General features: G+C 65.7%; 27 protein-coding genes. 13 read left to right on the top strand and 14 right to left on the bottom strand.

What is annotated here, in order from left to right; genetic code table 11:
• Positions 1 to 74 precede the first annotated feature (74 nt).
• The 5 genes from C935_RS0112110 to arsS all read right to left on the bottom strand — a co-directional run bounded on the left by C935_RS0112110 (position 75) and on the right by arsS (position 4,080).
• Positions 75 to 1,145, bottom strand: a complete 1,071-nt coding sequence (locus tag C935_RS0112110; protein ID WP_018862761.1) for a succinylglutamate desuccinylase/aspartoacylase family protein — start codon at positions 1,143 to 1,145, stop codon at positions 75 to 77.
• Entirely contained in the window at positions 1,145 to 2,050 is a 906-nt protein-coding gene (rimK, locus tag C935_RS0112105) for a 30S ribosomal protein S6--L-glutamate ligase (RefSeq protein WP_018862760.1), read from the bottom strand. Before rimK ends, C935_RS0112110 begins: the two co-directional genes overlap by 1 nt.
• Positions 2,047 to 2,544, bottom strand: coding sequence for an ATP-dependent zinc protease (locus tag C935_RS0112100; RefSeq protein WP_018862759.1), 498 nt, complete (start codon positions 2,542 to 2,544; stop codon positions 2,047 to 2,049). The genes rimK and C935_RS0112100 overlap by 4 nt, the downstream gene beginning before the upstream one ends.
• A gap of 62 nt (positions 2,545 to 2,606) precedes the next feature.
• The gene (locus C935_RS0112095) at positions 2,607 to 3,071 is read right to left on the bottom strand and encodes a DUF302 domain-containing protein (protein ID WP_018862758.1); all 465 of its coding nucleotides are present in this window, start codon (positions 3,069 to 3,071) and stop codon (positions 2,607 to 2,609) included.
• 49 nt (positions 3,072 to 3,120) lie between these two features.
• Positions 3,121 to 4,080: an arsenosugar biosynthesis radical SAM (seleno)protein ArsS gene (arsS, locus tag C935_RS0112090; protein ID WP_018862757.1), complete on the bottom strand. Its 960-nt coding sequence runs from the start codon at positions 4,078 to 4,080 to the stop codon at positions 3,121 to 3,123.
• A 120-nt stretch (positions 4,081 to 4,200) separates the two neighbouring features.
• On the opposite strand from arsS, the gene C935_RS0112085 reads away from it, so the two are divergent.
• Positions 4,201 to 5,175, top strand: coding sequence for an arsenic resistance protein (locus C935_RS0112085; protein ID WP_018862756.1), 975 nt, complete (start codon positions 4,201 to 4,203; stop codon positions 5,173 to 5,175).
• A gap of 17 nt (positions 5,176 to 5,192) precedes the next feature.
• Here C935_RS0112085 and C935_RS0112080 read toward each other — a convergent pair whose 3' ends face one another.
• The 3 genes from C935_RS0112080 to sohB form a co-directional block, all read right to left on the bottom strand.
• Positions 5,193 to 6,539: an ethylbenzene dehydrogenase-related protein gene (locus C935_RS0112080; RefSeq protein WP_018862755.1), complete on the bottom strand. Its 1,347-nt coding sequence runs from the start codon at positions 6,537 to 6,539 to the stop codon at positions 5,193 to 5,195.
• A gap of 119 nt (positions 6,540 to 6,658) precedes the next feature.
• Positions 6,659 to 7,165 carry a DsrE family protein gene (locus tag C935_RS0112075; RefSeq protein WP_018862754.1) on the bottom strand — a complete coding sequence of 169 codons (507 nt, stop codon included), beginning with the start codon at positions 7,163 to 7,165 and terminating at the stop codon, positions 6,659 to 6,661.
• A gap of 71 nt (positions 7,166 to 7,236) precedes the next feature.
• Positions 7,237 to 8,319, bottom strand: a complete 1,083-nt coding sequence (gene sohB / locus C935_RS0112070; RefSeq protein WP_018862753.1) for a protease SohB — start codon at positions 8,317 to 8,319, stop codon at positions 7,237 to 7,239.
• A 50-nt stretch (positions 8,320 to 8,369) separates the two neighbouring features.
• On the opposite strand from sohB, the gene C935_RS0112065 reads away from it, so the two are divergent.
• The 4 genes from C935_RS0112065 to C935_RS0112050 all read left to right on the top strand — a co-directional run bounded on the left by C935_RS0112065 (position 8,370) and on the right by C935_RS0112050 (position 12,377).
• Positions 8,370 to 8,759, top strand: coding sequence for a hypothetical protein (locus C935_RS0112065; RefSeq protein ID WP_018862752.1), 390 nt, complete (start codon positions 8,370 to 8,372; stop codon positions 8,757 to 8,759).
• A gap of 382 nt (positions 8,760 to 9,141) precedes the next feature.
• Positions 9,142 to 10,074 carry a LysR family transcriptional regulator gene (locus C935_RS0112060; RefSeq protein ID WP_018862751.1) on the top strand — a complete coding sequence of 311 codons (933 nt, stop codon included), beginning with the start codon at positions 9,142 to 9,144 and terminating at the stop codon, positions 10,072 to 10,074.
• Positions 10,075 to 10,156: 82 nt separating this feature from the next.
• Positions 10,157 to 11,941 (top strand): N-acetylglutaminylglutamine amidotransferase, encoded by a 1,785-nt coding sequence (locus C935_RS0112055; protein ID WP_018862750.1) that lies wholly within the window; start codon positions 10,157 to 10,159, stop codon positions 11,939 to 11,941.
• Positions 11,942 to 11,948: 7 nt separating this feature from the next.
• The gene (locus tag C935_RS0112050; RefSeq protein ID WP_018862749.1) at positions 11,949 to 12,377 is read left to right on the top strand and encodes a DUF488 domain-containing protein; all 429 of its coding nucleotides are present in this window, start codon (positions 11,949 to 11,951) and stop codon (positions 12,375 to 12,377) included.
• A gap of 4 nt (positions 12,378 to 12,381) precedes the next feature.
• Here C935_RS0112050 and moaB read toward each other — a convergent pair whose 3' ends face one another.
• The gene (moaB, locus tag C935_RS0112045) at positions 12,382 to 12,918 is read right to left on the bottom strand and encodes a molybdenum cofactor biosynthesis protein B (protein WP_018862748.1); all 537 of its coding nucleotides are present in this window, start codon (positions 12,916 to 12,918) and stop codon (positions 12,382 to 12,384) included.
• Between the two features lie 98 nt (positions 12,919 to 13,016).
• Between moaB and rluB the strand changes: the two genes are divergently transcribed.
• Together rluB and C935_RS0112035 are read left to right on the top strand one after the other, a co-directional pair.
• The gene (rluB, locus tag C935_RS0112040; RefSeq protein ID WP_018862747.1) at positions 13,017 to 13,973 is read left to right on the top strand and encodes a 23S rRNA pseudouridine(2605) synthase RluB; all 957 of its coding nucleotides are present in this window, start codon (positions 13,017 to 13,019) and stop codon (positions 13,971 to 13,973) included.
• Entirely contained in the window at positions 13,973 to 14,632 is a 660-nt protein-coding gene (locus C935_RS0112035) for an endonuclease III domain-containing protein (protein WP_018862746.1), read from the top strand. Before rluB ends, C935_RS0112035 begins: the two co-directional genes overlap by 1 nt.
• On the opposite strand, the gene C935_RS0112030 is transcribed toward C935_RS0112035, so the two are convergent.
• The 3 genes from C935_RS0112030 to C935_RS0112020 form a co-directional block, all read right to left on the bottom strand.
• Positions 14,633 to 17,287 (bottom strand): diguanylate cyclase, encoded by a 2,655-nt coding sequence (locus C935_RS0112030; protein WP_196800540.1) that lies wholly within the window; start codon positions 17,285 to 17,287, stop codon positions 14,633 to 14,635.
• Positions 17,288 to 17,438: 151 nt separating this feature from the next.
• The gene (locus C935_RS0112025; protein ID WP_018862744.1) at positions 17,439 to 18,146 is read right to left on the bottom strand and encodes a hemerythrin domain-containing protein; all 708 of its coding nucleotides are present in this window, start codon (positions 18,144 to 18,146) and stop codon (positions 17,439 to 17,441) included.
• Entirely contained in the window at positions 18,139 to 18,696 is a 558-nt protein-coding gene (locus C935_RS0112020) for a hemerythrin domain-containing protein (protein WP_018862743.1), read from the bottom strand. Before C935_RS0112020 ends, C935_RS0112025 begins: the two co-directional genes overlap by 8 nt.
• A gap of 169 nt (positions 18,697 to 18,865) precedes the next feature.
• Between C935_RS0112020 and C935_RS0112015 the strand changes: the two genes are divergently transcribed.
• The 5 genes from C935_RS0112015 to rnk all read left to right on the top strand — a co-directional run bounded on the left by C935_RS0112015 (position 18,866) and on the right by rnk (position 21,370).
• Positions 18,866 to 19,264: a hypothetical protein gene (locus C935_RS0112015; protein WP_026278788.1), complete on the top strand. Its 399-nt coding sequence runs from the start codon at positions 18,866 to 18,868 to the stop codon at positions 19,262 to 19,264.
• Complete coding sequence (locus C935_RS0112010; protein ID WP_012983113.1) at positions 19,264 to 19,716, top strand: glycine cleavage system protein H; 453 nt, start codon at positions 19,264 to 19,266, stop codon at positions 19,714 to 19,716. The genes C935_RS0112015 and C935_RS0112010 overlap by 1 nt, the downstream gene beginning before the upstream one ends.
• A gap of 14 nt (positions 19,717 to 19,730) precedes the next feature.
• Positions 19,731 to 20,399, top strand: coding sequence for a thioredoxin family protein (locus C935_RS0112005; protein WP_018862741.1), 669 nt, complete (start codon positions 19,731 to 19,733; stop codon positions 20,397 to 20,399).
• A 62-nt stretch (positions 20,400 to 20,461) separates the two neighbouring features.
• Positions 20,462 to 20,809 (top strand): rhodanese-like domain-containing protein, encoded by a 348-nt coding sequence (locus C935_RS0112000; RefSeq protein ID WP_018862740.1) that lies wholly within the window; start codon positions 20,462 to 20,464, stop codon positions 20,807 to 20,809.
• A gap of 150 nt (positions 20,810 to 20,959) precedes the next feature.
• A complete protein-coding gene (gene rnk / locus C935_RS0111995) occupies positions 20,960 to 21,370 on the top strand; it encodes a nucleoside diphosphate kinase regulator (protein ID WP_018862739.1) in 411 nt (136 codons plus the stop codon).
• Positions 21,371 to 21,400: 30 nt separating this feature from the next.
• Here the strand turns inward: rnk and C935_RS0111990 are convergent, their stop codons facing one another.
• Positions 21,401 to 21,856, bottom strand: coding sequence for a rhodanese-like domain-containing protein (locus C935_RS0111990; protein WP_018862738.1), 456 nt, complete (start codon positions 21,854 to 21,856; stop codon positions 21,401 to 21,403).
• Positions 21,857 to 21,902: 46 nt separating this feature from the next.
• Positions 21,903 to 22,409 carry a heme-binding protein gene (locus C935_RS0111985; protein WP_026278787.1) on the bottom strand — a complete coding sequence of 169 codons (507 nt, stop codon included), beginning with the start codon at positions 22,407 to 22,409 and terminating at the stop codon, positions 21,903 to 21,905.
• A 122-nt stretch (positions 22,410 to 22,531) separates the two neighbouring features.
• On the opposite strand from C935_RS0111985, the gene aroC reads away from it, so the two are divergent.
• Positions 22,532 to 23,638, top strand: coding sequence for a chorismate synthase (aroC, locus tag C935_RS0111980; protein ID WP_018862736.1), 1,107 nt, complete (start codon positions 22,532 to 22,534; stop codon positions 23,636 to 23,638).
• Positions 23,639 to 23,650 lie beyond the last annotated feature (12 nt).

Below are 23,650 nucleotides of genomic sequence, written 5' to 3'. Positions count from 1 at the left end.
ACAGAGGTCTGGTTGAATGGGTTCAAGCCGTAGACGTGGTGACAGCGGGTTTTGATCCCCCGCGAGTGTGAACGTCAGGGCGTTTCCGGGCGCGGGGCGTCGGCGTAGGGGTAGTCGCTGGCCTCGAGGTTCTCCTGGAAGGTCTCCAGGCGCTCCACCGCCAGATCGGTCCGGTTGAACTGCGCGATATGGAACAGGGCGTCGCCCTCGTTGATCAGGGGCAGGTTGAGCTGCCCGATGACGATCCCCGAGGCCGGGGCGAGGACCTCGGTCTCGGTCTCGCCGAAGGGATCGGAGACGATCGCCAGGCGCGTCTGGTCGCGGACCACGCGGTCGCCCTGGCGCACGAAGCTGCGCAGGATGCCGCTTTGGGGGGCACGTACCCAGCCGCTGGTGCGGGCCATGATAGGCTCGCGTGGGCTGCGGCGCCGGATCGCCGGCAGCATGCCGAGATGCCGCATCACCTCGATGATCCCGTGCACACCGCCGCGGATGGACAGCTCGTCGAAGCGCAGGGCCTCGCCGGCCTCGTACAGCAGGATCGGCGTATCCCGCTCAGCAGCGGCTTCGCGCAGGGATCCGTCGCGCAGTGCGGAATTCAGGACCACCGGTGCGCCGAAGGCACGCGCCAGTTCCTGTGTCTCCGCGTGGTCGAGGTTGGCCCGGATCTGCGGCAGGTTGGAGCGATGGATCGCCCCGGTGTGCAGGTCGATCCCGTGGGTACTGCGGTGGACGATCTCGCGCATGAACAGCCGTGCAATCCGGGCACCCAGCGAACCTTTGGGCGAGCCCGGGAAACAGCGATTCAGGTCGCGCCGGTCGGGCAGGTAGCGGCTTTGGTTGATGAAGCCGTGCATGTTGACCACGGGGACCGCCAGCAGTGTGCCCCGCATGCGCCGCAGCGCCGGGATCTTCAGCAGGCGGCGGATGATCTCCACGCCGTTGATCTCGTCGCCATGTATGGCGGCGCTGACGAACAGAATCGGCCCTTTGCGCCGGCCGCACAGGACCTGCACGGGCATATTGGTCGGGGTGTGGGTGTACAGGGCGCCGAGCTGCAACTCCACCGTGCGCCGTTCGCCCGGGCGGACAGTCGTCCCGCCAATGGTGATAGGGTCGTTACGGTCGGCTCTGGGCGTGGCCATCAACCACGGCCCTTGGTCTTGGTGCGGTTCGGCTTGGCGTTCTTCTCGATGAACTCGATGATCATGCCGGCGACATCCTTGCCGGACGCGTTTTCGATCCCCTCCAGGCCCGGCGAGGAGTTGACCTCCATTACCACCGCTCCATGGTTGGAGCGCAGGAGGTCCACGCCGCAGACGTTCAGCCCCATTACCTTGGCCGCGCGGACGGCCGTGGCCCGTTCCTCGGGGGTGATACGGCACAGTGTCGCCGTGCCACCGCGATGCAGATTGGAGCGAAACTCGCCGTCTTTCGCCTGGCGCTTCATCGAGGCGACGACCTTCTCGCCGATCACGAAACAGCGGATATCCGATCCCTTGGCCTCCTTGATGTATTCCTGCACCAGAATATGCTGCCTGAGACCCATGAACGCCTGGATCACGCTATCGGCGGCCTGCTTGGTCTCGGCCAGCACGACCCCCAGGCCCTGGGTCCCTTCCAGCAGCTTGATTACGCAGGGTGCGCCGCCGACGGTCTCGAGCAGGTCGTCGATATCGTCGGGGGAGTGGGCAAACCCGGTCACCGGGAGCCCGATGCCGCGGCGCGACAGCAGTTGCAGGCTGCGCAGCTTGTCGCGCGAGCGCGAAATGGCCACCGATTCGTTCAGGGGATAGACGCTCATCATCTCGAACTGACGCAGCACCGCGGTACCGTAGAAGGTAATGGAGGCACCGATACGCGGGATCACCGCGTTGAACTGGTCGAGGACATCGCCCTTGTAGTGGATTTGCGGCTTGTGTGCCGTGATGTTCATGTAGCAGCGCAGCGGGTCCACCACGCGGATTTCGTGGCCGCGTTGCTGGGCTGCCTCCACCAGGCGCCGGGTGGAGTAGAGCTTGCTGTTGCGCGAGAGGATTCCGAGCTTCATTCGGGCGTGGATTCCGGTGTTGCGAGATGTGGAGTGGGGCGCCCGAGCAAGAACGACGCCCGGGGGTCGACCAGAAAGCGCCCCCGCATGGCCTCGCGTCCGAGCAGCATACGAAAGCGCATGGTATCGCGGCTGGTCAGGGAAAGTTCCAGAGGGACCACTCGATCACCGATTTTTGCACGGGTGGCGATGAAATAGCGCTCCCCGGTATGGCCGCCGGAGTCGGTCACGTTGCGGACATCCAGCACCGGGGCCTCGCACCAGGCCTCGGTCTGGTCATCCTGCTGATAGGGATGGATGCCAAAGCGCACCCACTCACGCCCGTCGCGGGTGAAACTCTCGACATAAAAGGCGTGCAGCGCGGAACTGCGTGCGCCGGTGTCCACCTTGCACTTGATGGCCCCGAGGCCGAGATCCGGCAGGCCGACCCATTCGCGCCAGCCGAGCACATCTTCGGCACGCGCCGAAGGATTGAAATGAGGCGGGCGATCCATGAGTCCCCCGGTGAATTGGGTCCGGCCCCCACTATAACGAATCGCCCGCCGGGTGCTGGTGCTCAGTCGTCGGCGATCGCCGCGCTGGACAGGTTGTCGAGCGCGTTGCTCATCTGTTCGACGATTTCCTCGCGATCGTCGATCCCGTGGCGCGCGGCCAGCCATTCGGGGTCGTTATAGGCCAGCCAGGTCTGCCCGTCCGCATCGGTCCAGGCCAGCGCCTTCATCGGCAGGTCGATACCGGCGTGCTGGCGGCTGGTGAACATGTGGCTGCCCAGGGCCGGATTGCCGAACAGCAGCAGCTCGGTCGGGCCAAGATCAATGTCCTCGCCCGCGGCCTTGCTGGCGTGATCCCAGCGCAGGGCGACGTTGACATCGTTCGCCTCCAAGGCGGACTCGAGGCGGTCCAGTGTTTCCGAGGCCGAGTGCGGGCTGGCCTTGGTGATCATGCCGTCCACATCGAATGCCTGCGCGGACGTAGCGGCGAGGGCGAGCGACAGTGTGGTGGCCAGAAGGGTCTTTTTCATGACGAACTCCTTTTCATCGTGGTTGAGGATTTGAATGGTCGCAGGGTACTCAAAGTGCCCCGCCGCAGCTGGAACCCTGGCCGGCCGTGCACCCGTAGCAGTGGTCGCCGACCGCAATCGGTGCCTGCGCCAGATAGTCGGGCGTCAGCTCGCCGATGTGCACGCGGCGGCCCCGGCCGGCCCCCAGGGGCAACTCCAGCATCTGGTTGAAGTCACAGTCGTGTACGTATCCCTGCCAGTCGACCGAGACGAGTGTCCGACACATGACGCCCGCGAGGTTAGACGACTGATGGGCGTTTCGCAGCGTCTGCATGTAGGCGTTGTAACGGCCTTCACGCGCAAGCGTCTTGGCGAAGCGGTGAATGGGCATGTTGGTGATCGTGAACAGCGCGTTGAAACGGATGCCGTACTCGCGTTCGAGGTGCTCGTGGTAGGCGGCTTCCAGTTCGGCCTGCGGGGGCGGCAGACTCGGCCCTTGCGGGTTGTAGACCAGGTTGAGACCGAGCCCGCTGCCGGGCTGGCCGTAACCCAGGGCATTGAGCTGCTTCAGACCTGCAATGCTGCGTTCGAACACACCGTCGCCACGCTGGGCATCGACGTTCTCTTCCAGATAACAGGGCAGAGAGGCCACGATCTCGACGCCCTGTTCGGCCAGGAACGCTGCCAGGTCGTCCTGCCCGGGTTCGCCGAGGATGGTCAGGTTGCAGCGATCGATCACGTGTATTCCACGCTGGCGGGCGTTGCGGACCAGGTCGCGAAACCCGGGATTCAGTTCCGGGGCGCCACCGGTCAGGTCGAGGGTCTGGATGTCGCAGCGATCACAGCAGGCGAGCAGCTCGTCGATCACTTCCGGCGGCATGATCTCGCGCCGGTTCGGCCCGGCGTTCACATGGCAATGAAAGCAGGTCTGGTTACAGACATAGCCGAGGTTGGCCTGCAGGGTCTCTACCCGATCGCGCGTGACCGGAGGGAAATCGTGGTAGGCAATCAGAAGCTCTTGGTGAGGCATGACATCGGCGGCCGACTGAAGGAGATGTATCGATATATCGATTATTTCCAAGCCTGAACCGTCCCGATGCCGAGGGCAACGAAGCCCGGATACAGCGTGGGGTTCTGGTAACGTGTCTCGATGCTGGAACGCCTTCAGGTATGGATCTATCTTGCCGCCATTGTGATGGGTCTGGTGCTGGCCGGCCTCTGGCCGGGGCTTGGCGAGGGACTGACCGCCTGGGTGTGGGTCGCGCTCGGGCTGTTGCTGTTCGTCACCTTCGCGCAAATCCCGTGGGAGGCGATCCGGCTCGCCTTCAACGACCGGCGTTTCCTGGTCGCCGCGCTGGTGGGGAACTTCGTGCTGGTGCCCCTGCTGCTGGTCGCGCTGCTGCCGCTGGCCCCCGACGATCCGGCGATACGGCTGGGCATCCTGCTGGTCCTGCTGATGCCCTGCACCGACTGGTTCATCACCTTTGCGCGACAGGGCGGCGGGGATGGTGCGCGTGCGGCGGCATTTACGCCGGTGAGCCTGGCGGCACAGTTTCTGATGCTGCCCGTTTACCTGACCATCATCCTGGGGCCGGGGGAGGCCCTCGGCCTGATGTCGCCGACCGTGTTCGCCGCGGCTGCGCTGCTGATCGGCCTGCCGCTGCTTGCGGCAATACTGCTGGAACAGGCGCTCAGGCTGCGGGGCCGCGTACAGTTCTGGCAGAACCGCTTTGCAGTTGCCACCGTTCCGCTACTGGCGCTGGTGGTGGGGCTGATCACCCTGGCGGAGGCCCACGTGGTGTTCGAGGGCGGACTGGAGTTAATGGGCGTGATCCCGGTGTACCTGCTGTACCTGCTCGGTGCGGCAGCGCTGGCATGGGTTCTGGCCCGGGTCTTCGGCCTGCCCGGCGAGCAGGGGCGCACGCTGGCGTTCAGCCTGGGTACGCGCAACTCGTTTGTCGTTCTGCCGGTGGCCCTTGCGCTGCCCGAGGCGTTACACGCGGCCGTCATGGTCATCGTGCTGCAGTCGCTGGTCGAACTGTTCGGGATGCTCGGCTACCTGCGCTGGATGCCGCGACTGTTCCCATCCTCAAGGAGAGGTTCGCCGCCAGCCGGCACCCTGTAGGCGGCCTCGTGCGGCGTTCAGTCAGTGTCTCCCTGGTCCTCCAGCTGGCGCAGCTCGTGCTCGATGATCACGTCCGCGAGCCCCTCCGGATCGTGGGCATCAAGCACGCCCAGGTCGCCGTCGCGCACGAGCGGGCCACCGGCCCCGTGCGTGTCGCCGTGCAGGTCCTGGTAAGTCATCTGTCCCGGATAGAACACCGGGACCTCGGTCCACTCAAGATCGGCGTCGTCCAGATGCCCGTCCGTGTACTGGGCCTTGATGTCGGCCTCGCCATCGTCCAGACCCAGTGTCATGGGCAGCGAGACCAGATGCCAGCGGGCTCCCGTGCCGTGGTGCACGGCGAAGGCGACGTTGTAGGTATTGCCTTGCTCGAGTGCCTTGCTGTCGCGCGGGTCCGGGGCGTCGAGTGAGCGGGTCAACGCGATGCGCCAGGCCCCGTCCTGGTAGCCGCCCGAAGCCTCGATCGCGCCGCGGCTGCCACTGGGCTCGCGCAGGAAGCGCTGGGGTAGTGTGTCACCCTCCTGCCAGTCGTAGTCTGGATCGAATGCCATCGAGTTGTCTTCCGACAGGAAGTAGGGGTCGTTCTGGCCGTATTCGCCCGCGACCAGGCGCTTCCAGTCGAGGGCCGGGGCGCCCACCTGGTCGGGGTCGAACATATAGGCGGGCTGGTCGGCGTCGTCGTCCCAGTTGGTGGTGAACATGCTGTCGCCCTCGGAGGCGAGGCGGTAGTGCAGCACATAGCCGTTGTCCGCATATCCGACCGGGTGGCTGCGGTGTGCCCGCCACTGCCAGAGATCGAGGAATTCGCCGTTCTCGCGCATCGCCTCGAGTTCGTCATCATCGCGGATGGCGTCCCAGGAGACGTCTTCCGGGTCATCGGTCTCGCGGGTCTGCGGCAGGTACTTGCGCACGTCGCTACGGCCCATCTCCTCGCCCAGCTTGGGGTGTTCGCGTACGTCGTCGTGATCCACCTCCGAACTCAGGCTGCGCATGCCCTCGTGCGCCGTCATCCAGCCACCGAGGCGCATGAAGTCGTCGACCGAGCCGTCATCCAGCATCATCGAGATCCGGTCTTCGTACAGGCCGTGTTCGTCCGGCTCCGGGCCGCCGGAGCCATAACGCACCCATTCGCCATCCTCGTAGCGCCAGTATTGGTGATACCAGCTGGGGCTGTGAGTCTCGTACTCGTAGTGAATCCGAATGCGGTCGCTGTTGTAGACCGCAGCCACGCGCAATACGCCCTCGCTGTCCTCGGCCCCCGGGATATAGACATTGCGATCAGGGTCGCTCATCCGCGGTTCGTCGGCCATGACCAGGGTGGGGCCGGTGGCCGCGAGCAGAAAGGCGAACAGGCGTCGTTTCATGAGCGGGAACTCCTCGGGATGCGATCGCATGGGACGAGGGCAAGGCCGTCGACACGGGGACTTTGAGGGGGCGTGACCAGGCAGACGCCAGGGTGCTGGCGTCTGCCTGAAGGCGGGCCTCACTGCATCAGCAGGTAGCCCTCGTGCTGCAGCTCGACGATCTCGGCGTCGGCCATGGGCACCAGATTCACGAAGCCGTGGATCTCTTCGTGCTCGATACCCCGCAGCCGGGCGGAGGCCTCGCACATCCGGAATTCCACCACGCCACCTTCGGTAAGGGACTTGGCTCGGCGCATGGTCTCCTCGCGCTCGTCGAACTGATCACGAGTGAAGAACGGCACCTCGCGCCCGTGCAGAACCAGCACGATGTGGGCTTCGAACGGATCGGACTCGTAGACGTTGTTCAGCATGCTGACGCGGTCCAGAACCATGTTCAGTTCGTCCTCGGTGTCCACGTAGACGTCGTAGACCACCTTTCGTGGCTGGTATTCGCGGTCCATCATCTCGGCCGAGCCCCAGGGCATCTGGTCGTCGGCGGCCGCCTTCAGCGGCAGGGCAAAGAAGGCCAGGCTGGCGAGCAGACACAACAGCAACGCGGGGGTGTGGGAACGGTTTTGCATGGTCATATCCTCCGAATTGGTCCTTTGCATGGTCGACGGGCAGGGACGTGTTCTTCTTCCCTTTATGCCGAGATGGCTCAAAGCCGTGCCTCGGGTCCCTGGCTGCGCAGCACACGCTCGACAATGGACTCCATCGCCAGCGTGATGCGCCGGCTCAGGCGCTGCGGGCGGGTATAGGTAATCTCGAACAGGTCAGCCTCGCGGCTGGTCTCCAGCAGCAGATCATCGCTGGTTCGCAGTTCGTCGGCCAGGCCCAGTTCGTGTGCCTGTTCGCCGTACCAGTGTTCGCCGGTCGCCAATTTTTCCAGGTCCAGTGACGGCCGGTAACGAGAGAGAAACGTCTTGAACTGATCGTGAGCCTCTTCCAGCTGCTCGCGGAACTTGCGGCGGCCCTCGTCCGTGTTCTCCCCGAGTACAGTCAGGGTGCGTTTGTATTCGCCGGCGGTCAGTAGTTCGACATCGATGTCATGGCGCTCCAGCCAGCGGTGCAGATTCGGAATCTGGGCCACGACCCCGATCGACCCCAGCACCGCGAAGGGCGCGGCCACGATCCGGTGCGCCACCGCGGCCATCATGTACCCGCCGCTGGCGGCGACACGATCCACGGCAACGGTCAGGTCCAGCCCCTGGTCGCGCAGGCGGGCCAGTTGCGAGGCGGCCAGGCCGTACGACGGGACGAGCCCGCCCGGGCTCTCCAGGCATACGATGACCCGGTCCTGCTCGGGGCGGGCGAGGGTCAGGATCGCGGTCACCTCCTCGCGCAGACTGTCGACGCTGGAGGCGCGGATGTCGCCGGTGAAGCGAAGTACGTAAACCCTTGGTCGGTCCTGTTCGCCGGAATCCTGGCCGGGATGTTCGGTCGGTGTATCCGGCTTTGGCGGTTCGGCGGACTCACCTTTGCTGGAGGAGGAGTCGCCGCGTTGCCATCCCAGCTTCTTGCGCAGCCGCTCTCGCCAGTTGGCGCTTCCCTCGACCGCGTGGCGAATGGTCTTCTCCATACGGCGATAACGATCGTTCAGCTTGCGTACCGTCAGGCGGTCGGGCCGCCGCTCGCGGCTCTTGGCGATCACCCCCGCCACGGCGCTCACGAAGATCAGCACCACCACGAGGGCGGTCACGAGTTTGGCGAAGAACAGCCCGTATTCCTGTAACAATTCCATTCGTGTCGTCCTGTTCCGTCGGCCGGCTTTCGGCATGCCATAATGCCAGCATGAGGATTGAAAGCGACGAAGACCCCCGTAGTGCAGGACTGTTTCCCGGGCGCGAGGGTTCCGCCAGCGCCGCCCTGCCGGACCCGATCATCCACGCGGGGTACGCCACCCTGAGCCTGCGCCAGATCGACGAATGGAACGGCGTGCCCAAGGGCACGGCCTTTCGCCTGTTCAAGGCGCAAAAGGACCAGCTGCGCGAGGGGCAGGACTTTTTCTACATCCCCGAGGGCAAGTACCCGGAGCTGACCGAGACCCTGCGCATGGATGGCCGGATCTACCCCTCCACGGTCCATCTGCTGCTGATGACCACGACCGCTTACGCGCGGATGCGCGAGGAGTGGCATCGGCGTATCCACAAGACCGGCTGCGGGTGCCCGGAAGAACAGTAGGGAAACACTGATCCATGTACACGCTCGCGTTGGTACCCCAGGTTTTCCGAGACAAGGCGCGGTGCGTAGCCGGTAGTGGTTCTACCGGCAAGGGCCGCAACGCAGGATCGGGGAACCTGGGGTGCCAACCCCACGATCCTTTTAAAGCAGGGGCTCGGCCGCTTTTGCGCGGGAACGGCGTTGCGGTTCCCTTGTGCAGAATGCTGCACGGCAGTCACCGCGCCTTGTTCGCACGCAAAAGCGACTCGAGCGCGAGCGTGTACATGGATCAGTGTTTCCCTAGGATGAATCCGGAGGCGTGCCGTTCGAGGCTGCGTGAGGCCAAGCCACGGCAGTGGCGATGCAGCCTCTCGCCAGAACCGGAACGCCGCGTCGGGGCGGGATGGCCGGAATCTCGGCGCGGGCGAGTCTGTTGATCCGCGTCTCCCTGGAGCAATGGCGCATGCTGCAGGCGGTAGTGGCCGCCGGCGGCTTTGCCCGTGCCGCGGAACAGGTACACAAGAGCCCCTCCAGCGTGAACCATGCGGTGCAGAAGCTGGAAGAGCGCCTGGGCGTCGAGGTCTTCGAAGTCCAGGGCCGCAAGGCGGTCTTGACCCCGGCGGGCGTGGCGCTACTGCGCCGGGCCGAGCACCTGCTGGAGGAGGCCGCCGAGATCGAGGCCCTGGCCGGAGCGCTCGCGGCCGGTGTGGAGTCCGAGGTGCGGCTGGCGGTAGACCAGATCCTGCCGCGCGGCCCGGTGATCCAGGCGCTGGAGCGCTTTTCCCGTGCCTATCCGGCCACGCGTGTTCAGCTGGAGGAGGTCGTCCTGAGCGGCGGCCCGGAACTCCTGCACGAAGGCCGCGTGGATATATTGATCGCGCCGGAGCTGCCCGGCGGCTATCTGGGCGCCTGGCTGACGGATCAGATCATGGTGTGCGTGGCACACCCTGGGCACCCGCTGGCCGGCGGTCGGCGGCTGACGCGGCGGGACCTTCAGACTCAGCGCCAGATCGTGGTGCGCGACTCCGGCGAACGGCAGGCCGGGCAGGGTGGCTGGGTCGAGGCCGATCAGCGCTGGACCGTGTCGCACATGAGTACCGCGCGAGACATTCTGCGCTCCGGGATCGGTTTCGCCTGGCTGCCGCTAGATCGTGTCGCGGAGGATCTCGACCAGGGGCGACTGGTCGAACTTAGCCTGGAGGCGGGTACGCGACACGAGGTTCCGTTCTACATGGCGCACGCGGATCGCGACCGCGCCGGGGCCGCCAGTGAGGCCCTGATGGAGGCGCTGGAGACAGCCTTCGGCACGGCCCCGGAAGAGGCCCCCAATCAGTAGGAGTCTGCTTGCGGGGCGAAGCCCTGTTCGTGTCGGGCAGGGTGGCAATTCGACCCCAATCCAACCAGCAAGGAAAAACTCGATGTGCGGGATCGCGGGAGAATTCGTCTGGGGTGAGCGGCGCGCCAGCGGCGAGATCGTGGCGCGCATGCTGCCCTGCCTGGAACGGCGCGGGCCGGATGCCGACGGGCTGTGGGCCTCCGGGCGGGTCGCGCTGGGGCACCGGCGCCTGTCGATCCTGGACCTGTCGCAGCGCGCGCATCAGCCGATGTTCGACCCGGAGACCGGGCTCGCGTTGGTGTTCAATGGCGCGATCTACAACTTCCGCGCTCTGCGCAGCGAGCTGGAGGGCCGCGGCCATCGCTTCTTTTCCACCGGCGATACCGAGGTCATCCTGCGCGGCTACGCTGAGTGGGGCGAGGGCATCGTGGCCCGGCTGCACGGCATGTTCGCCTTTGCCTTGTATGACGGCCATGCGCAGCGCCTGTTGCTGGCGCGCGACCGCATGGGCATCAAGCCGTTGTACCTGGCGCGCACCGGCGACGGCATCCGCTTCGCCTCCAACACCCAGGCGCTGCTGGCGCCGGGCGACGTGGACACCGAGCTGGATGCCGAGGCGCTGCACATGCTGTTCTCGCTGCACGCGGTGGTGCCCGCGCCGCGTACCGTGCTGCGCGGCATCCGCAAGCTGGAGCCGGGGCATTACCTGAGCATCGATGCGCGAGGGCAGGAACGGCTGCAGCGCTACTGGACGCTGCAAGCCCGTCGCCCGGATCACCCGGTCTCCGATGCCGAGTGGCAGGAGCGTATTGAACATGGCCTCCGCGCGGCCGTGCGAAAGCGCCTGGAGGTGGCCGACGTGCCGGTGGGCGTGCTGCTCTCCGGCGGACTGGATTCCTCCCTGCTGGTGGCGTTGGCGATGGAGGAGGGGGCCCAGGACCTGCGCACCTTTACCGTCGGCTTCGAGGACCAGCCGGAGGAGAAGGGCTCGGAGTTCGAATACTCCGATCCGGTCGCCGAGCGCTACGCCACCGACCACCAGGCCACGCTGATCCCCAACGACCAGGTGCTGGCCCGATTGCCGGAGGCGGTTGGGGCGATGGCCGAGCCAATGTTCGGCCAGGACGCGGTGGCCTTCTACCTGCTGTCCGAGCAGGTCTCGCAGCATGTGAAGGTGGTGCAGTCCGGCCAGGGCGCGGACGAGGTCTTCGGCGGCTACTTCTGGTACCCGCAGATGGCCGAGGACCGCCATGGCGACTGGGTGGAACGTTTCCGCCGCCACTACTTCGACCGCGACCACCCCGAGATGGCCGAAACGCTGCGCCACCCGCCGGCGAACGACGTGACCGGCGACTGGCTGCGCGAGCAGTTTGCCGAACTCGAGACCGACCGCGCGGATTCCTTCATCGACGCGGTGCTGGCGCTGGATGTGACCACGTTGATCGTGGACGATCCGGTCAAGCGTGTGGACAACATGACGATGGCCTTCGGCCTGGAGGCGCGGGTGCCGTTCCTGGATCACGAGCTGGTGGAGACGGCCGCCGCGATGCCGCCGCACCTGAAGCTCGGTGACGGCGGCAAGGACGTGCTGCGCCGCATCGCCCGCGGGCGCCTGCCGGATGCGGTGCTGGACCGGCCCAAGGGTTATTTCCCGGTGCCGGCGCTGAAATACGTGCGCGGGGAATTCCTCGAGTTCATGCGCGACATCCTCACCTCGCGCGCCTCGCGCGAGCGCGGGCTGTACCAGCCGGCCTACATCGACAAGCTGCTGGACGCCCCGGACCAGTACTTCACCCGCATCCAGGGCTCCAAGCTCTGGCACGCGGCCCTGCTCGAGTACTGGCTGCAGACACACGTGGATCGGTAAGCGCTGCATGGACCGGGTGTGGATTCGGCGCGTCTACGATCCGGTCGATCCCGAGGACGGGTTCCGCGTGCTGGTTGACCGCCTGTGGCCGCGCGGGGTGAAGAAATCCACGCTCGCATTGGACGCCTGGGAGAAGTCTGTCGCGCCATCGGCGGACCTGCGCCGCTGGTTCGCGCATGACCCGGGTCGCTGGCGTGACTTCAGCCGTCGTTATCAGGCGGAACTGGACGCGGGCCCCGAGGCCTTTGGCCGGTTGCTGGGGTATGCCCGCCGTGGCCGCCTGACCCTGCTGACGGCGACGCGGGATGTGGAGCACAGCCACGCGGCGGTGTTGCGCGATCTCCTCAATGCCGAGAGGGCCGAGGAGGAGCGAACCGGCGGACACGCTTCGCCGGTGTGCTTCGCCCCCGACGAGCCCGGGGCCGATCCGGATTGACCGCTCAGGACTCCTTCAGGCGCGGCATCAGCATGGTCAGGTTGCAGGGCATGGTGCGGGCGTCCAGCTGGGCCTGGATGATGCGGTCCCAGGCGGTGCGGCAGGCGCCGGTGGAGCCGGGCAGCACGAAGACATAAGTGCCGTTGGCCACGCCCGACAGGGCGCGGGACTGCAGGCTGGAGGTACCGATCTCTTCATAGGACAGCATGCGGAACAGCTCGCCGAAGCCCTCGATCGTCTTGTCCAGCAGCACCGAGGCGGCTTCCGGCGTGCCGTCGCGGCCGGTGATGCCGGTGCCGCCAGTGGTCAGCACCGCGTCGATCTCCGGGTCGGCAATCCAGCGCGAGAGTTCGGCGCGGATCGCGTAGATGTCGTCCCGGACCACGCGGCGCTCGGCCAGGCGGTGCCCTGCGCCCTCCAGCCGCTCCACGAGGGCATCCCCCGAGCGGTCCTCGGCCAGCGTTCGGCTGTCGGATACCGTGAGGACGGCGATGTTCAGCGGGGTCTGGACGGGGGTGGTTTCCGGGCTCTGGGCGCTCATGGGCAACGTCCTGTTGGTGTATCGTGAGCGCCCATCATAATGAATGCGGGTCCGGTCGCGGCAATGCGGCCGGGTCGAGACGTCTGGAGTCAGCAGGAATGTCGGAACGGGTACAAAAGGTCCTGGCGGCGCGCGGCCTCGGTTCGCGGCGCGAGATCGAGGGCTGGATCGAGCGCGGCGAGGTGAAGGTCAACCAGCGCACGGCCAAGCTGGGCGATCAGGTGGGGCCGAATGACGTGATCCGCGTGCGCGGGCGCGTGATCCACATGGCGGAGCATGCCCATCGCTGGCTCGTGTATCACAAGCCGGTCGGCGAGATCTGCAGTCGTAGCGATCCCGAGGGCCGCAAGCCCGTGTTCGCCAGCCTGCCGCGCCTGAAGGGGCAGCGCTGGGTGGCGGTTGGGCGTCTCGACCTGAATACCTCAGGGCTTTTGCTGTTCACCACTGATGGCGAACTGGCCAATCGCCTGATGCACCCCAGCCATTCGCTGGAGCGCGAATATGCGGTGCGGGTGCTCGGCGAGGTCCCCGACGATACGCGGCGCATGCTGCTGGAAGGGGTCGAGCTGGAGGATGGTCCCGCGCGTTTCGATGTCCTGGAAGAGCGCGGCGGCGATGGCGCCAACCACTGGTTTCATGTCGTGGTCAGCGAAGGACGCAACCGCCTGGTGCGCCGCCTGTGGGACGCGGTCGGGGTGACCGTCAGTCGGCTGATCCGGGTGCGCTACGGGCCGGTGGTGCTCGGGCGTGGCCTGAAGACGGGCGCCTCCCGTGATCTGGAGGTGAGCGAGGTCGAGGCGCTGTACGAGGCGGTCGAGCTGCCAGTGCCGGAATCCATTCGCGAGCGGGGTCGGCGCCGCGGGCCGGGCCGCAACACCCGGCCCGCGCGTGGCAAGCGGGGCAAGTCGGGGGGGCGCGTACGCGAAGCGGATCGCTGGACCTCCACCAAGCCGGGGAGCGGCCCCGGCAAGGGCGGCAAGACCGGGCGCGGGGCGCCAGGACGGTCCGGGCGCAAGGGCGGGCCACGCAAGCCGGGTGGTCGGGCGCGGTCCTGATGCCGTTGCGCGTGGTCGAGGTTCGGCAGCGCCTGCAGGACGCCTACGGCGACCTGCAGTGGTGGCCGGCGGAGTCGGCGTTCGAGGTCATGGTGGGCGCGGTGCTCACGCAGAACACCAGCTGGACCAATGTCGAACGTGCGATCGCCAATCTGCGCGCGGCGGATGTGCTGGACCCGGAAGCCCTGCTGGAACTCCCGCACGAGACCCTGGCCGAGCACATCCGCCCCAGCGGGTACTTCAACGTGAAGGCCGAGCGCCTGCGGCACCTGCTGCGCTTTCTGGAACAGCAGGGCGGGGTGGAAGCCCTGGCCCGCATGGAAACCGAAGCCCTGCGATCGGCCCTTCTGGGCGTCAAGGGCGTGGGGCCGGAGACGGCGGACGACATCGTGCTGTACGCCTTTGAGCGGCCCGTGTTCGTGGTCGATGCCTACACCCGGCGGCTGTTCGAACGGCTGGGCCTGCCGCATGCCCGTGGTTCCTACGACGACCTGCGGGCCTGGGTGGAGTCGGAACTGGGGCCGGATGCGCAGGCCTTCAACGATCTGCACGCGCTGATCGTGGAGCACGGCAAGCAGCGCTGCCGTCCCAAACCGCTTTGTCAGGAATGTCCTCTCAGTGATGCCTGTCCGGGGCGCGAGGACCCTGAGAAACGCTGATTACTCGTCCCCGGCCACCAGCCGGTCGCGCCCCTTTGCCTTTGCGCGATACAGGCGTTCGTCCGCCAGATCGATCAACGCCTCGGGTGTCAGGTTCGCGGGATCGCATTCCTCGGACCAGGCGAGGCCGGCACTGACCGTGAACGCCAGTGACTCGCCTTCGAAATGGGTGTCGAGTTCCCGGGCAGCCTGCAACAGACGCTCGATGGCGATCATGGCGGCCTCGCGATTGACATGGGTGAGCACCACGATGAATTCCTCGCCACCGAAGCGTGCCGCGATATCGAAGGCCCGACGCTGGCGCCGAAGCACGTCGCCAAAGTTGCGCAGGACCTCGTCGCCGGCCAGGTGCCCGCAGGTGTCGTTGAGCGCCTTGAAATGATCCAGATCGAGGATCGCCAGGGCAAAGCTTTCGCCATGGCGGCGCCAGGCCTCGATCTGTTCACGCAGACGCTCTATCAGGTAGCGGCGATTGTAGAGACCGGTCAATGGATCCGTGATTCCCAGGTCACGTAGCTGAATCTCCAGGTGGTTGCGTTGCAAGGCCTCGGAGATCAGGTTGCCGAGCACCAGCAGCAGCTCCGCCTGATCATTGCGCCAGCTACGGTGGCGCAGCATGTCCATGCCGAGAAAGCCGGTCACCTGTTGCCCGGTCAGGATGGGTACGCAGATCAGGGTCTTGATCGCCTGTTGCTGGAACAACTTGCGTTCGGTGGCGGCCTCCTCGGGGAGGTCGTCCACCGCGGGGATGACAACCGGCGTGCGTTGTTCGAGCATCTCCAGCATGCGTGCACGCCACCAGGGGAGTTCGCGCAGATCCACTTGCCGCAACTGGCCCATCACGGAGAACACGCCGCGGGCACACCATTCGTGGGTGTTGTCCATTTGGTCGCCTTCTGGCGACAACTCGAACAGGTAGCAGCGATCACTCTCGAAAAAGCGCCCGATGTCGGCGAGGGCGGTATCGATGCGTTCGTCCATGAGGTCCGCGTTCGCCGTTACGAAATCGGATGAAAGACGCGCGAGCATGGCATTGAAACGGGCCTGATACCGTATTTCGTCATGCATGTGGCGTCGCTCGGTGATGTCCCGGGCCACGCCTACATATCCGGTCAACTGGCCGGACGTGTCGCGGATCGACGCACCGCTCGAGACGTGCCAGCGCCACTCCCCGCCGTGATGACGGATGCGATATTCGATTTCGTGCTCGCCATTGCTCGAACGAACCGTGCGTTTCAGGAAGCGGCCGAACTCCTCGCGGTCATCCGAGTGCACGTAGTCAACTATGGGAGTTCCGGTGACTTCTTCGGCGCTATAGCCCAGCACACGAGTCCATTGCGGCGAGACGTAGGAGATCACGCCCTCGGGTGTGAGGGTGTAAACGATGTCACCGATGTTCTCGACCAGTTGACGATACTGGCTTTCGCTGGCACGCAACTGATCCTCCAGCGCCCGCCGCTGAGTCACGTCGTACATCGTGCCGATGCTTGCCGGGCCGCTTTGCAGTTCCACGCGCCCGGCGGTCAGTTCCACCCAGCGGGTCGTGCCTTCGCCAGTGATGACTTTCATCTCGAAATGATCCGGTACCGTCTTGCCAGCGATGCGGTCGCGAGCCCGCTGGGTCATGGCCGCGCGCTGGTCCGGGTGGATGATCTCGTAGAAGGGGTTGGACAGCAGCTGGGATTCCGGGCGCTGAAGGATGCGTGTGAGCGCTCGGTTCACGGTCTTGAAGCGGTCGTTCTGCAGGATGAACACGCCAGCGGCGGCATGTTCGCTCAGAGTGCGCAGCAGTTCGCGCTCGTCCTCGAGCTCGGCGGTGCGCTCACGTACCCGCCTTTCGAGCGTGCGACGTTGCCGAAGGAGCAGGACGGCATACAGGAGCAGGGCAAGCAGAACCATGCCAATAACCGTGGGGGCCAGCCAGGCCGGGATTACCTCGACGGTGTTCGATTGGATCCAGCGTTGGGTAATTTGGCGCAGTAACTCGTCGTCCAGCTGTGCAATTGCGGTATCGATCTCGTTCAGTAGTGCCTCGTCGCCATGAGCGACTGCCGCGCGCAGGGGTTGTTCATAGAGCAAGTCGAGGGGGTGAAACATGCCCGGTTCGCCATACCGGTCCAGCAGGTACATGGCGACCGGGTAGTCACCGACGAAGACATCGATCGTGCCGTCCACCGCGGCGCGCATCATCTGCTCGTTGTTATCGAAAATCTGCAAGGGGTGTTCGGGGCGTTCGCGCTGCATGAACTCGAGTTCGAAGCTGCCGTCGACCACACCAGCCGGTTTGTGGGTCAACTCATCGAGGCTGGCCACCGGGGCTCCGGTACGCACGAACACGAAGGTTCGCAAGGGGAGCAACCCTTCGCTGAACGCCAGTGTCTGTTCGCGTTCGGGCGACCGAATCAGCCCGCCATGGACATCGGCCTCGCCGTCGCGCACGAGATCCAGGGTGCGCGGCCAGTCGACCAGGCGGAATTCAACCGGGCGGTCGAGTTCGTCGGCGATCGCCCGCCACAAATCGATGAGGAGCCCACGCGGTTCGCCACCCCTGTCTGCGAAGGCAAAAGGCGGCCAGGCATGGTCCTGGGATACGATCAGGGGCTCCGATGGTTCATCGGCCTGAAGGTTGGCGCTGCCAAGGAGCAGGAGGCCCACGGCCAGCACGCCCGCCGGCCATGCCGCGAGCCACTCGCGAAGCCACTGGAAAGGTCGGGGGAAGCCGGTCTTGAGGAGGAGTGGTGTCACGTCGTGTCGGGCCGTAGCGGTGGACTATCCTGACACACTCGTTTTGTATTGCCGACCCCGCTCAGTTGTTGGCCCTGTACTCCAACTGCTGACGGGCCTTCTCCAGTAGTTCGGCCGCCAGGCCGGGATCGTGCCGCAGGCGGTGTCCCCAGTCGGGGAAGACGTTTTGTTCCTCGCGACTTTCGTGCTTGGCGAGGGCCCCGGAGATCAGGGCAAAGAATGGCGCCACCATCCAGGTATCCTCGACCCCTTCCTGAAACTCGTGTTCCAGCAGGGCCGTTTGTTCCAGGATTTGGTCGTGCTCGCGCAGCATGATGGCCACCGGGTCCTGGCCGCCGGTCCCGCGCGAGACCTCCAGTGCCGGAACGATCAGCTCATTTTCTACATGAACGTGTAGGCGCAGGCCTTCTACATAGGCCTGGAAATCGGGGGCCGCACCCTCGAGATCGCCCGCATTGACCTTGTGCAGCGCGCTGGCGAACAGGCGGTCAATGCGCAGGTGGTCGCGCAGCAGGAGATCGACGAGGTCCACGGGTGCGACATCCTCGCGGCGCTGGACGCGCAGCTTCCACAGCGGCGGACCACTCTCCTGCACCTGCCAGTGGATGGCGTGGCGCAGCTGCAGGCTGACCGCATCCATCAGCAACTGCGGTTCCTGATCCAGCCAGACGTCGAAGACCTGACTCGGCTGCAGTTCACGCAGCGTGTAGTAAGCGCGCGTGTGCGCGTGGTCGGCCAGTCCCCGCAGATCCAGCAGGAAGTCACTCATCGGCTGGTTCCGCGTGCACAGTCGGGATGCCCCGCCGGCGCGCCATGGAGCGGCCTATCCGGGTGCGTTCCTCGGCGCTGAGCAGATGATCGGCCAGGGGCAGCACCGCGTTATCCTCCAATTCGAGATGTGCCCGGTAGTGCCGGATCCAGTCTCCCGCGCCCTGCAGCGGGTCCGTGTGCCCGGATGCGATGATCTGCAGGGCCGGTTCCAGGGCGTCCCAGTCGGCTTCAAGGTGGGGGTGCTCGGCACTGAGGCGATCGATCCATTCACCCAGCTGCGGGTGGGCCTCGGGGTGGTTGCGGTACGCATTCAGGATCGGGAACAGGTCCTCGTCTTCGTCGGCGTGGTGTTGTGGGGCGGCCTGCTCGAAGTAGGCCAGCACACGGCGTGCCGCGGACTGGGCCTGCGCGTCGGCCCCGTGCTGTTCAAGATGTCCCGGCAGCCGTTCCAGCGTGTCGAGGCAGCTCGTGATCCGACGGTGACAGGCCCGCAGGAGGTCGATCGGGCGGTGGAAGCCGGGAGCGGGTTCGTGGAGCTGCAGTTTCATCAATAGGCTCGGGTGACGACGGGACAATCGGCTGCGTTTGAATCACAGGCAGGGTCACTGTCCCTGAAAGCGCTCGTGTCCGTGTTGATCTCGATCAATGCATTTATTATGCATCTTATCGTAGTCTGTTCTCGCTGCAGAACAAACAAGAAAAGGGAGCGAACGCGATATGCATCCACGTAACCGGATGTTCATCCTGGCCGCGCTGGCCTATGCGCTGCTGGGTGGGCTCATCGGCATCCTCTGGCTGGCTCACCCGGGGCTGATCCCTGGCAATGTGCCGCGTATCCATGGCCATCTGATGCTGCTGGGATTCGTGATCATGATGATTTACGGCGTGGGGCTGCACGTGCTGCCGCGGTTTTCCGGTCGTTCACTGTTCTCGGAACGGCTGGGGCATGTGCAGTTCGTGCTGGCCAATCTTGGTCTCTGGGTGATGATCGCCGGCTGGATGATGTTCCATAACCCGACGGTTGCGGTCGGCGGGGCGGTGGCCTGGGGCGCGATGATCCTGTTCGCACTGAATATCGCACTCACCGTGCGCCACTACGGTCCGAAGGGGGCGTAATGAGCCATACCGAATACAACGGCTGCGAGCTCCCGGATGACCTGTTCTACGACCTCGACTACGTCTGGGTCCGCCCGGAGGACGACGGCACCTTTACCCTCGGTATCACCGACCCCGCCCAGACCATGGCGGGGCGGGTACAGTACTTCCGCTTTCGCAAGCCGGGTTCGCACCGGGCCGCGGGCAAGCCGGTCGCGCGCCTGGAATCCGGCAAGTGGGCGGGGGGCATCCCCACGCCCTTCGACGGCACCATCGAGCGCATTAACCCCGCCGTGGAGGCCGACCCCGGACTGGTGAATGTCGCCCCCTATACCGATGCCTGGGTGGTGGTGATGCGCCCGGACGACCCGCAAAAGGCCCTGGAACGGCTGCATACAGGGCCCGAAGCCGTCGACGGGCTCAAGCAGTGGATCGACCGCTACGACATCCACTGCATGCGCTGCGCGGACTGACGGGGACTCGATTCATGAAGGTGGAACTGCTGGTGTCCGAATGGTGTGCCTCCTGCCACGATGCCGAGCGCATCTGGCGCGAGGTGGCCCAGAAGAAGCAGATCGATTTCGCGGTGGTCGACATGGGGCAGCCGGAGGGGCGTCAACTGGCGACCCGGTTGCGCATACGCTCCATCCCGGCCGTGGTCGTGGACGGCGAGCTGAAGCACATCGGGCTGCTGGACCGCACGGCCGCGACCGAGCTGGTCGCCGATGCCCCAGAACGTACGCAGAAGGCCGCGCGTCATGTCGGGCTGGGACTTTCGGCCTCCAGCCGTGCCTCGGTACTGGGTGCCATGATCTGGCTGCTGATCGCGGGGGCCGCGCTGCCACTGGGCGGTTTTTTTCTGGATGGCGCGGCGCGCCCAGCCGCGCTGCATGGCTTTACGCTTGGATTCCTGCTGCTGCTGATCATGGGCCTCGGCGAGCACATGCTGCCGCGCTTTACCGGGCACCCGATTGCGGGTGGCTGGCTTTGGGCCTGGACGCCGCAGGTGCTTGTGCATGTCGCGGCGCTGGGCATGGGCCTCGGCTGGTTGCTGAGCGTGCCGATGCTGACCGTAGTCGGTGCGGTGGCCGCATTTGTTGGGCTTGCGCTGTTCACGCTGCGCATCGCGCCGTTCCTGCTGCGCCCGTCCCTGTGAAGGTCCTGCTCCTGCCGAGGCGGTAGAATGCTGCACATGGGCATTCAACGGAGCCGCTGACAGTGAGTCTTTTCGACAAACGCATCGCCGAACTGGAAGCAAAGCTGCCGCATCTGGACCCCGCGGAACTGGTCGACTGGCGCCAGGCGGGGCGGTCCTTTCTGCTGGTGGATGTGCGCCAGCAGGAGGAGGCGGCCGAAGGCAGTATTGAAGGCGCGGTGAATATCCCCCGGCCCAAGCTGGAGGCCAGCATCGAATCCCACATGCAGGACCCCCAGCAGCCCGTCGTGGTGTTCTGTGGGGGCCGTGGCCGGTCCCAGCTGGTGGCCGAAAGCCTGCGCGCGATGGGTATCGATGCCCATGTCCTGCGCGGTGGTTACGCCGCATGGCGGGAGACCCGGACTCCATAGTCTGCTGAGGACCGTGCCGAGCCGTGGGATGGCTTTTCCGTCTCGTCTTGGCTAGTCTCCGAGCCTCGTGTTCCGGTTTCCGGAAAGTCTCGAAAGTTTCTTGCCTGGCGCGTCTCCCCGGAGGCGCGTTCTGCATTCTGGAGTGTGAAAGTGAAAAAGCCGAAGATTGTCGTCTCCAGCACGGACATTGAGCGTCTGGACAAGCTGCTGGAATCGCTGCCGGACGACAGCTTTCCCGGCAAGGGAGACCTGGAGGCCGAGCTGGACCGCGCGGATGTCGTGGATTCGCGCGAGATCCCGGGTTCGGTTGTCACGATGAATTCGAAGGTCCGGTTCCGGGTGGTCGAATCCGGCGAGGAGTTCTCGCTGACGCTGGTCTACCCGCGCGATGTAGACGACAGCGGCGGCACGCTGTCGATTCTGGCGCCGGTGGGCAGTGCGCTGCTGGGGCTGTCCGAGGGGGACGAGATCGAATGGCCGCGCCCGGGCGGAGGGCAGATGCATGTGCGTATCGAGGCCGTCGAGTATCAGCCGGAGCGCGCCGGCGAGTATCACCGCTAGCGAGCTCGGTTGCGCCAGGCGCTGACTCGCTCAGCACTGTTCCCAGGGGAGCCCGTGGTAGCGCCAGCCACCGCGGGTGGAACGCTGGTGGTGTTCGTCCAGCGGCCCTTCAAAGCCTTCTTCCACCGAATACACGTTCTCGATGCCGGCATCGACCAGGGCCTGGCCGGCGGACAGTGTGCGCTTGCCGCTGCGGCAGATCAGGTAGAGCGCGGGGGCATCCTCGCTGTGATCCTCGGCCCCCCCCAGCAGCAGTTTGCGCACCTGAGGCACAAAGTGAGGGTTCACGGTCCAGTCCGGTTCGTCGATCCACGGGATATGGATGGCGCCCTGCGGATGCCCGACGAACAGGAATTCCATCGTGGAGCGGATGTCGATCAGCAGGTCGCGCGGGCGCTGCTGCAGCCGCTGGTGGGCCTCCTGCGGGCTGATCCGGTGTACACCGGGTGCGGCAACCGCTTTCTGGCTGGCGAGTGGATCTTTCATTGAGGCTCCGGGCGTGGGTTGGCGGCCGTCCCTGGCCACGCGCAACTTACATCGCGAAGTCGAGTCGCTCCTGAACCGAGTCTAGCGCGGCCTGGGCGCATTCTTCATCCAGATCACCACCAGGGGCACCGGATACGCCCACCGCGCCGATCATGCTGCCGGCCACCTCGATCGGCAGCCCGCCCGCCAGCATGATGATGCCGTCCACGTGGTTCATCTCCATGCGGATTTCTTCGCGGTTATCACGGAAGTTGCCAGAACTGGTACCGGACATGACCGTGGCGCGGGCCTTGTCGCCGGCAATCTGGATGGTTTGCACGGCGGCCAGATTGTCACGCATTACGGAGCGATCGTTCCCGGATCGGTCGACGACCACGGCGCTGGTCTGGTGTCCCTTCTCGCGGCAGGCGAGCACCGCAGCCTCGGCGATGTCGTTGGCCAGCTCCATGCTCATCATGCGCTGATTGAACACGTCGGCCTGGGCGACGCTGGCCAGTCCCAGACAGGTTGCGGCGGCGGTACCGGCGGCCAGGCGCTTGATCGAACGCGACATATCCATCTCCTTTTGCTTGTTGGATGCTGCGCTGCCGATCATGGCAGAAACTTCGTGGCTTTGCCGTCCGGTCGGAGCAGCAACAGGCGACAGCACCGCTCGGCGCGGATACACTATCGCGCATGTCGGGAAACAGCTTTGGACGACTGTTCGTCGTCAGTACCTTTGGTGAGAGTCACGGGCCGGCCCTGGGCGCGGTGGTGGACGGCTGTCCGCCGGGTCTGGAGCTTTGCGAGGCGGACCTGCAGTTTGATCTGGATCGCCGCCGGCCGGGACAGTCGCGCCACACCACCCAGCGCCGCGAGCCGGACCAGGTACGCATCCTGTCCGGGGTGTTCGAGGGTCGAACCACCGGTACCCCGATCGGACTGCTGATCGAGAATGTCGATCAGCGCTCCAAGGACTACAGCGAGATCATGGATCGCTTCCGTCCGGGGCACGCGGACTACACCTATCACCGCAAATACGGCCTGCGCGATTACCGCGGCGGCGGGCGCAGCTCCGCGCGCGAGACCGCGCTGCGCGTAGCGGCCGGTGGCATCGCCCGGCGTTACCTTCAGCAACGCTACGGGATCGAGATCCGTGGCTGGCTGTCACAGCTGGGCCCGATCGAGTTGGAGGCGAAGCAGCCGGAGATCGTCAACGACAACCCGTTCTTCTGCCCCGACCCGGACAAGGTCGCGGAGCTGGAGGAATACATGGATGCCCTGCGCAAGTCCGGCGATTCGATCGGCGCGCGGGTGACCGTCGAGGCCGTCGGTGTGCCGGCGGGCTGGGGCGAGCCGGTGTTCGACCGCCTGGATGCCGAACTGGCGCATGCGCTGATGAGCATCAACGCGGTCAAGGGCGTGGAGATCGGGGCCGGTTTCGAGTCGGTCAACCAGCGGGGTACCGAGCACCGCGACGAGATCACCCCCGAGGGCTTTCTCTCGAACCACGCTGGCGGCGTGCTGGGCGGGATCAGCACCGGCCAGGCCGTGCGCGCGAGCATCGCGCTCAAGCCGACCTCGAGCATCCGTCTGCCCGGGCGCAGCATCAACACCGCCGGCGAGCCGGTGGAGGTGGTCACCAAGGGTCGGCATGACCCCTGCGTGGGCATCCGCGCGACCCCGATCGCCGAAGCGATGATGGCACTCGTGCTGATGGATCATGCCTTGCGCCATCGCGGGCAGAACGCCGACGTCGGTGACACCGGCCTGCCGGAACTGCGCGACCTGCCGCACGACTGACATGGGCGCGCT

This window comes from Thioalkalivibrio sp. ALJ3 (genome assembly GCF_000377205.1).
Taxonomy (GTDB): Bacteria; Pseudomonadota; Gammaproteobacteria; order Ectothiorhodospirales; family Ectothiorhodospiraceae; genus Thioalkalivibrio.
Note: the sequence above shows the minus strand (reverse complement) of the source record. Positions and strands in the feature narration are given on the sequence as shown.

Coding starts and splice junctions, on each gene's coding strand:
- C935_RS0112110 (WP_018862761.1), bottom strand. CDS start 1,145: ATGGCCACGCCCAGAGCCGACCGTAACGACCCTATCACCATTGGCGGG.
- rimK (WP_018862760.1), bottom strand. CDS start 2,050: ATGAAGCTCGGAATCCTCTCGCGCAACAGCAAGCTCTACTCCACCCGG.
- C935_RS0112100 (WP_018862759.1), bottom strand. CDS start 2,544: ATGGATCGCCCGCCTCATTTCAATCCTTCGGCGCGTGCCGAAGATGTG.
- C935_RS0112095 (WP_018862758.1), bottom strand. CDS start 3,071: ATGAAAAAGACCCTTCTGGCCACCACACTGTCGCTCGCCCTCGCCGCT.
- arsS (WP_018862757.1), bottom strand. CDS start 4,080: ATGCCTCACCAAGAGCTTCTGATTGCCTACCACGATTTCCCTCCGGTC.
- C935_RS0112085 (WP_018862756.1), top strand. CDS start 4,201: ATGCTGGAACGCCTTCAGGTATGGATCTATCTTGCCGCCATTGTGATG.
- C935_RS0112080 (WP_018862755.1), bottom strand. CDS start 6,539: ATGAAACGACGCCTGTTCGCCTTTCTGCTCGCGGCCACCGGCCCCACC.
- C935_RS0112075 (WP_018862754.1), bottom strand. CDS start 7,165: ATGACCATGCAAAACCGTTCCCACACCCCCGCGTTGCTGTTGTGTCTG.
- sohB (WP_018862753.1), bottom strand. CDS start 8,319: ATGGAATTGTTACAGGAATACGGGCTGTTCTTCGCCAAACTCGTGACC.
- C935_RS0112065 (WP_018862752.1), top strand. CDS start 8,370: ATGAGGATTGAAAGCGACGAAGACCCCCGTAGTGCAGGACTGTTTCCC.
- C935_RS0112060 (WP_018862751.1), top strand. CDS start 9,142: ATGGCCGGAATCTCGGCGCGGGCGAGTCTGTTGATCCGCGTCTCCCTG.
- C935_RS0112055 (WP_018862750.1), top strand. CDS start 10,157: ATGTGCGGGATCGCGGGAGAATTCGTCTGGGGTGAGCGGCGCGCCAGC.
- C935_RS0112050 (WP_018862749.1), top strand. CDS start 11,949: ATGGACCGGGTGTGGATTCGGCGCGTCTACGATCCGGTCGATCCCGAG.
- moaB (WP_018862748.1), bottom strand. CDS start 12,918: ATGAGCGCCCAGAGCCCGGAAACCACCCCCGTCCAGACCCCGCTGAAC.
- rluB (WP_018862747.1), top strand. CDS start 13,017: ATGTCGGAACGGGTACAAAAGGTCCTGGCGGCGCGCGGCCTCGGTTCG.
- C935_RS0112035 (WP_018862746.1), top strand. CDS start 13,973: ATGCCGTTGCGCGTGGTCGAGGTTCGGCAGCGCCTGCAGGACGCCTAC.
- C935_RS0112025 (WP_018862744.1), bottom strand. CDS start 18,146: ATGAGTGACTTCCTGCTGGATCTGCGGGGACTGGCCGACCACGCGCAC.
- C935_RS0112020 (WP_018862743.1), bottom strand. CDS start 18,696: ATGAAACTGCAGCTCCACGAACCCGCTCCCGGCTTCCACCGCCCGATC.
- C935_RS0112015 (WP_026278788.1), top strand. CDS start 18,866: ATGCATCCACGTAACCGGATGTTCATCCTGGCCGCGCTGGCCTATGCG.
- C935_RS0112010 (WP_012983113.1), top strand. CDS start 19,264: ATGAGCCATACCGAATACAACGGCTGCGAGCTCCCGGATGACCTGTTC.
- C935_RS0112005 (WP_018862741.1), top strand. CDS start 19,731: ATGAAGGTGGAACTGCTGGTGTCCGAATGGTGTGCCTCCTGCCACGAT.
- C935_RS0111990 (WP_018862738.1), bottom strand. CDS start 21,856: ATGAAAGATCCACTCGCCAGCCAGAAAGCGGTTGCCGCACCCGGTGTA.
- C935_RS0111985 (WP_026278787.1), bottom strand. CDS start 22,409: ATGTCGCGTTCGATCAAGCGCCTGGCCGCCGGTACCGCCGCCGCAACC.
- aroC (WP_018862736.1), top strand. CDS start 22,532: ATGTCGGGAAACAGCTTTGGACGACTGTTCGTCGTCAGTACCTTTGGT.